This is a genomic window from Sphingomonas sp. DMC8 (genome assembly GCF_056314185.1).
In genome coordinates this window covers 157,845-164,078 of record NZ_JBQUYV010000008.1, presented here as the reverse complement: position 1 = coordinate 164,078, position 6,234 = coordinate 157,845, and the positions used below count along the sequence as shown (strand labels likewise).

Annotated in this window: 6 protein-coding genes; all 6 read left to right on the top strand. The window is 67.0% G+C overall.

From position 1 onward, the window contains the following. The first annotated feature begins 227 nt into the window (after positions 1-227). The 6 genes from ACT53K_RS16800 (at position 228) to ACT53K_RS16775 (ending at position 6,157) form a co-directional block, all read left to right on the top strand. Positions 228-2,549 (top strand): chemotaxis protein CheA, encoded by a 2,322-nt coding sequence (locus ACT53K_RS16800; RefSeq protein WP_476229864.1) that lies wholly within the window; start codon positions 228-230, stop codon positions 2,547-2,549. Further along, positions 2,549-2,974: a chemotaxis protein CheW gene (locus ACT53K_RS16795; protein WP_476229863.1), complete on the top strand. Its 426-nt coding sequence runs from the start codon at positions 2,549-2,551 to the stop codon at positions 2,972-2,974. The genes ACT53K_RS16800 and ACT53K_RS16795 overlap by 1 nt, the downstream gene beginning before the upstream one ends. Before the next feature lie 79 nt (positions 2,975-3,053). Then, on the top strand, positions 3,054-3,419 hold the full coding sequence (locus ACT53K_RS16790) for a response regulator (protein WP_476229862.1): 366 nt from the start codon (positions 3,054-3,056) through the stop codon (positions 3,417-3,419). Between the two features lie 153 nt (positions 3,420-3,572). Continuing rightward, positions 3,573-4,550 (top strand): chemotaxis protein CheB, encoded by a 978-nt coding sequence (locus tag ACT53K_RS16785; RefSeq protein ID WP_476229869.1) that lies wholly within the window; start codon positions 3,573-3,575, stop codon positions 4,548-4,550. Then, positions 4,547-5,410 (top strand): CheR family methyltransferase, encoded by an 864-nt coding sequence (locus ACT53K_RS16780; RefSeq protein WP_476229861.1) that lies wholly within the window; start codon positions 4,547-4,549, stop codon positions 5,408-5,410. Before ACT53K_RS16785 ends, ACT53K_RS16780 begins: the two co-directional genes overlap by 4 nt. A 45-nt stretch (positions 5,411-5,455) precedes the next feature. Then, positions 5,456-6,157, top strand: a complete 702-nt coding sequence (locus ACT53K_RS16775) for an N-acetylmuramoyl-L-alanine amidase (RefSeq protein ID WP_476229860.1) — start codon at positions 5,456-5,458, stop codon at positions 6,155-6,157. The last annotated feature ends 77 nt before the right edge of the window (positions 6,158-6,234 follow it).

The window sequence follows — 6,234 nt, the reverse complement described above, 5'->3', positions numbered from 1 at the left end:
GGTCATGCTGGCGACGGGCCCACCAAGCCGCCGCACAACGGTCACATGTTCGATCAAAAACGCAACTGTAATGCTAGCCGGTCGGTGGCGATATCGCGAGCCGCGACGGCAAGGTCGCTGGCGTACGCGGTGAGGACAGGCGGGACGCTTCGCAATTCTGCCGCGCCCCTAACCCGGAATTAACCCTCTTGCCCGCATGACAGTCCTGGAATTTCCATTGGGGCCCCATGGACGACCTGCTGCAGGACTTCATCGCCGAGACGCGCGAGACGCTGGAGGCTCTTTCGGGCGAGATCGTCGCCTGGGAAGCCCATCCGGAGGACAGCGCGCGGCTGGATGCGATTTTCCGCTTCGTCCACACCGTGAAGGGTAGCTGCGGCTTTCTCGATCTCCCGCGGCTCGAGCGGCTGGCCCATGCCGCCGAGGACGTGCTGGCACAGGTCCGCAGCGGCGAGCGGGTGCCCGACCGGGCGCTGGTCAATGCGGTGCTGGCGGTGGTCGACCGGATCGGCGAGATCGTCGAGGCAATCGATGCCGGCGCCGCGCTCGACCATAGCGGCGAGGAGCTGCTGATCGCCGCGCTGAAGGAGGGATCGGAGCAGATCGCCGCCGCGGCCCCTGCCGTATCCCAGCGCGCCCCGTCGCGTAGCGTGCGGCTGAACGTCGACCTGCTCGACCGGATGATGAGCGGCATGTCGGAAATGGTGCTGGCGCGCAACGAGCTCGCCCGCCGACTGCGACTGGGTGACATCGACCCGACGGTGGAGGCAGCACTGGAGCGGCTTTCGCTGACGGTCGGCGAAATGCGCGACACCGTGACGCGCACCCGCATGCAAAAGATCGACGCGCTGTTTTCCGCCCTGCCGCGGATGGTGCGCGATACGGCCGCGGGCCTCGGCAAGGCAGTGCTGCTGCAGATCGACGGATCGGAAGTCGAGCTGGACCGCGAGATGATCGAGGTGATGCGCGATCCGCTGGTGCACATCATCCGCAATGCCATCGACCATGGCATTGAAAGCCCCGCAGAACGCCGCGCCGCCGGCAAGCGCGAAAGCGGGCGTCTGACCGTCGCCGCGCGCCAGTCGGGCAACCAGATCATTGTCGAGATCGCCGACGACGGGCGGGGCGTCGATACCGGCCGGCTGATCAAGAAGCTGGCCACCAGTGGTGTGCGGAGCGAACGCGAATTGCTGGCGCTGCCCGAAAAGGCCAAGCTGGAGCTGATGTTCCACCCGGGGCTGTCGAGCCGCGACATCGTTTCCGAAGTCAGCGGGCGCGGCGTCGGCATGGATGTGGTCAAGGCCAGCGTCGACCAGATCGGCGGCCGCATCGAACTGGACAACACGCCGGGCAAGGGCCTGCGCATCGCCATCCATGTGCCGCTGACGCTGTCGATCATTCCGGCGATCATCGTCGGGGTGGGCGCGCAGCGCTTCGCGATCTCGCGCCAGTCGATCGAGGAAATCGTCAGCGAACGCGGCGAGGCGATCCGCATCGACATGCTGGGCGATACCGCCATCGCCACCGTGCGCGAACGGCGGATGCCGCTGCTCGACCTTTCGGCGCTGCTGGGGGGGGCGCGGGCATCGGAGGAGGCGCCGCGCATGCTGGCGATCGTCGGGCTGGGGGCGGGCAGCTACGCGCTCGCCGTCGACACAGTGATCGACAATGAGGAACTGGTGATCAAGCCGGCCTCGCCCGCCGTGATGTCCACGGGCATCTATGCCGGCCAGACGCTGCCCGATTCGGGGCTGCCGATGCTGCTGCTCGATTGCGCCGGCATGGCGCGGGTGGCGGGTCTGGATTTCAGCCGCGACCTGAACGAAGCCTTTGTCGAAGCCGAGGTGGAACAGGAAGTGCCCGGCCTGCCCGCGCTGCTGTTCCGCGATCTGGATGGCGCCCGGCGTGCGGTGCCGCTCGCGGCGGTCGACCGGGTCGAGCAGATCGTGGCGGGGCAGGTGCGCTTTACCGCCGGGGGCTATCGCCTGGCAATCGACGGGCGGATCGTGCCGCTGGCGATGCAAGGCCGGCTTGAAGGCCGCGAAAAGCTGAGCGTACTGCGGCTGAAGGACGATATGGCCGAGGTCGGCTATGCGATCGACGAAGCGCTCGACATCATCACCTTGCCGCACGATCTGGTGCCGGCGCGGATGCCCGGGCCGGTAGCAGGCGTCGCGCTGATCGAGAATGAGCAGGTCGAACTGCTCGACGCGCTGTGGGTGTTCGACGAACATGCCGATCGCGACATGGCACCGCACGCCCCGCTGTGCCTGATGGCGGGCGATGATGACGGCTGGATGGCCTCATTTGTGCGGCCGCTGCTGGAAGCTGCGGGCTATCGCGTCGCAACGGCGCTGGCGCCTGGCGAAGTGCCCGCGGTCGTACTGCGCAGCGACGACATGCCCGGTGGCGGTGCCGGCGGGGCGCCGGTCGTCCGGTTGCGCCGACGCCGCCAGGGCGATCCGTCCGACGACAGCGTGTATCGCTATGATCGCGCCGGGCTGCTGGCGGCACTCGAGGCGCGGGTCGCCGGAAAGGCGGGGCGCTGATGCAGCATCTTTATCTGATCGCCCAGATCGCCGGGCGCACGGTGGCCATCGATTCGGATCAGGTCGAATCGGTCGTCGACATCGGCGAAGTGACGGCGGTGCCACGTGCCTCGCATCAGGTGCGCGGGTTGGCGGCGCTGCGCAGTCGGGTGGTTACGGTGGTCGATACCCAGGCCGCGCTCGGCCTGCCCGGCGGCAGCGCGGCCAGGCGCGCCGTGATCACGCTGGTCGACGGGCACCATTATGCCTTGCTGGTGGATGCGCTGGACGATGTGGCGCCGTTCGAGCTGCGGCCGCTTGCCAGCGGGATCGCGCTCGATGCGGCGTGGCGCAGCGCGGGGCGCGGGCTGGTGGAACGCGACGGCGAACCGATTCTGGTGATCGACCTTGCCGCGCTGGTGCCGGCTTCGGCGGTGCTGGCATGAGCAATGCGATTAACGGGACGCTTACACCTTGCAAGGCAGAAGCAGGCGCAAAGCCGCTTGCAACGGGGAAAAGGGTAGCATGAAAACGTGCCTGGTCGTGGACGACTCGAAGGTGATCCGAAAGGTTGCCCGACACATCCTCGAGACGCTTGATTTCGAAGTGCGCGAGGCCGGTGACGGCCGCGAGGCACTCGATTCGTGCCTGGCGACGCCGCCGGACGTGATTCTGCTCGACTGGAACATGCCGGTGATGAGCGGCATGGATTTCCTGCGCGCGCTGAAGGATGCGGGGCTGGCCCGCCGCCCGAAGGTGGTGTTCTGCACCACTGAGAACGGCATGGCCTATATCCGCGCTGCAATCGAGGCGGGTGCCGACGAATATGTGATGAAGCCGTTCGATCGCGAAACGCTGGAAAGCAAGCTGCAGATCGTCGGCGTGGCCTGAACTTCTCCGGCATCGGCCGGATCAATCCCGGGAGAGCAACGGGTGGCGGAACCTCTACCCCTGGCAGGTGCGGCAGCAACCGCTTTGCCAGGTGCATTTGCGCGCGTGCTGATCGTCGACGACTCGGTCGTCGCGCGGTCGGTGCTTGGCCGCATGGTGGAAGGGACGCGCCGCTTCCGCGTGGCCGAGGCGCTGAGCGACGTGCGTGCCGCGCTCGACTATCTCAAGACTCATCAGGTCGAAATCGTCCTGCTCGACATCGAAATGCCCGGCATCGACGGCCTGACGGCACTGCCCGATGTCGTCGCGGCGGGCAGGGGCGCAAAGGTGCTGATCGTCTCTTCCTCCGCAGATGAGGGGGCGGCGACGACGGTGCAGGCGCTGGCGCTGGGGGCGGCGGATACGCTGGTGAAGCCCGGCATCGGCGCCTTTGGCGGGCGTTTTGCCGAAGTGCTCGAAGAACGGCTCGCGCGGCTGCTCGACAAGCCCGCTGGAGCGCCGGCGCCGGGGCCGCTCTCAGCGCCGCGCATGATCCCGCCGGCGGTGGTGCTGGAGCCGTTCGATATCGTCGCGATCGGTGCCTCGACCGGCGGCATCCACGCGCTCAGCCAGTTGCTGCGGGCGATTCCGCTGAGCTTCCAGTTGCCCATTCTGGTGACGCAGCATTTGCCGCCCTCGTTCATGGGCTATTTCGCCACGCAGCTTGCGGTGCTGGGCGGGCGGCCGTGCGAAGTGGCGGCGGACCGCACCCGCATCCGGCCCGGCCGCATCTATGTCGCGCCGGGGGAGGCGCATCTGCGCATTGTGCGCACCTCTGACGGCGCGGCGATACGGCTGAGCACCGAATGGGCGCAGAGCGGCTGCATGCCCTCGGTCGATCCGATGTTCGAAACCCTGGCCGAAGTGTATGGCAATCGCGCGCTGGGGGTGGTGCTGAGCGGCATGGGCCGCGACGGGTGCGAAGGCACACGCCACCTGGCGGATGCCGGCGCGCGCGTGCTGGTGCAGGATCAGGCGAGCTCGGTGGTGTGGGGCATGCCCGGCGCGGTCGCCAATGCGGGCCGTGCCCATGCCGTGCTCGCGCCTGAAGAGATCGGCAGGCTGATCGCGCGGGGGGGCAGCCAGCGATGATCGGCCATGGCACCAGCCCGTCCGTTGCAAGCGGCGCGATGCAGTTGATCGGCGCCTTGCTCGAACAGCGGACCGGGCAGCAAATCGCCGCGAATCGTAGCTGGCGGATCGAAACGGCGCTGAAACCGCTTTTACGCGAATGCGGCCTCGCCACGCTCGACGAACTGGCTGCAAAGCTGATTGGTGCAAGAACGGGGGAGCTTGCAGACAAGGTGGTAGATGCACTGCTGAATCAGGAAACCAGCTTTTTCCGGGATGTCGCCGTGCTCGACATGGTGGTGGATGCTGCGCGGGCGATGCATTCCGAGCTCGGCGGGCGGCGCCTGCGGATCTGGTGCGCGGGCTGTTCGACGGGGCAGGAGCCCCTGTCGCTGGCGATGCTGTTTTCCGAACAGCTCGAAGCGTTCGGCGGCCATATGCCGGAGATCGTGGCGAGCGATGTGTCGCAGACCGCGCTCGCCAAGGCGCGGGCGGGCCATTATTCGCAGTTCGAAATCCAGCGTGGCCTGCCGGTGCGGCGGATGGTCGCCTGGTTCGACACGGTCGGCGGTGACTGGGTCGCCAAGCCCGAACTGACGCGCAAGGTACAGTTCCGCCAGCAGAACCTGACGACCGATGCACCGCCGCCGGGGCGGTTCGACATCATCCTGTGCCGCAACGTGCTGCTCTATTTCTCGCTGTCGATGCGTCGGCATGTGTTCGACCGGCTCGCGACTGCCACCCGCCCGGGCACGCTGCTCGTGCTGGGCGCGGGCGAGACCGTGATCGGCCTGACCGAGCATTTCACCCCCTGCGATGCGCATCGCGGCTGCTATCGTGCGGTCGAAGGCGCCGCGCCGGTTATCAGCGCTTTCGGCTGAGCGGGGGGTAGTTCCCAAGCGCGCGCCGCCATCCTACACAAGGGCATGACCAGCGGCCTTTCGATCGTCGACGCTCCCTCTTCCAATTTCGACGAGCGGGCTTTGCCGGTCAGTATGATCGTGCTGCACTATACCGGGATGGAAAGCGGCGAGGCGGCGCTGGCGCGGCTGCGCGACCCGGAGGCGAAGGTGTCGGCCCATTATCTGGTCGAGGAAGACGGCACGATCTTTCGGCTGGTTCTGGAGGAAAAGCGGGCCTGGCATGCCGGGCGTTCGCATTGGCGCGGCATCACCGATGTCAATTCGGCCTCGGTCGGGATCGAGATCGTCAATCCCGGCCACGAGTTCGGCTATCGCCCTTTCACCGACGCACAGATGGGAGCGCTGATCCCGCTGGTGGCCGAGATCAAGGATCGCCATGGCATCACGCGCGGCAATGTCGTCGGCCATTCCGATGTCGCGCCGGCGCGCAAGCAGGATCCGGGCGAGCTGTTCAACTGGCACGCGCTTGCCCGCCTCCGGCTGGCGCTGCCCCGGCCCACGCGCAATCTGGTCGATCCCGGCTGGCCCGATGCCGGTTTCATGCTCGCGCTGGAGCGGTTCGGCTATGACGTTACCGATCCGCAGGCGGCGGTAACTGCCTTTCAGCGCCGGTTTCGCCCTGAAATGATCGACGGGGAGATCGACATGGAGTGCCGCTGCCTGCTGCTCGCGCTGTTGCTGCCGAAGCCGCAGGGCGATGACTGAATGGCGCAGTAGCGTTACTGCCGATTTCACCAGTCTATCTTACCGTCCGTCAAGTAAAGGATGATGTATAGGAGTAC

Coding starts and splice junctions, on each gene's coding strand:
- ACT53K_RS16800 (WP_476229864.1), top strand. CDS start 228: ATGGACGACCTGCTGCAGGACTTCATCGCCGAGACGCGCGAGACGCTG.
- ACT53K_RS16795 (WP_476229863.1), top strand. CDS start 2,549: ATGCAGCATCTTTATCTGATCGCCCAGATCGCCGGGCGCACGGTGGCC.
- ACT53K_RS16790 (WP_476229862.1), top strand. CDS start 3,054: ATGAAAACGTGCCTGGTCGTGGACGACTCGAAGGTGATCCGAAAGGTT.
- ACT53K_RS16785 (WP_476229869.1), top strand. CDS start 3,573: ATGGTGGAAGGGACGCGCCGCTTCCGCGTGGCCGAGGCGCTGAGCGAC.
- ACT53K_RS16780 (WP_476229861.1), top strand. CDS start 4,547: ATGATCGGCCATGGCACCAGCCCGTCCGTTGCAAGCGGCGCGATGCAG.
- ACT53K_RS16775 (WP_476229860.1), top strand. CDS start 5,456: ATGACCAGCGGCCTTTCGATCGTCGACGCTCCCTCTTCCAATTTCGAC.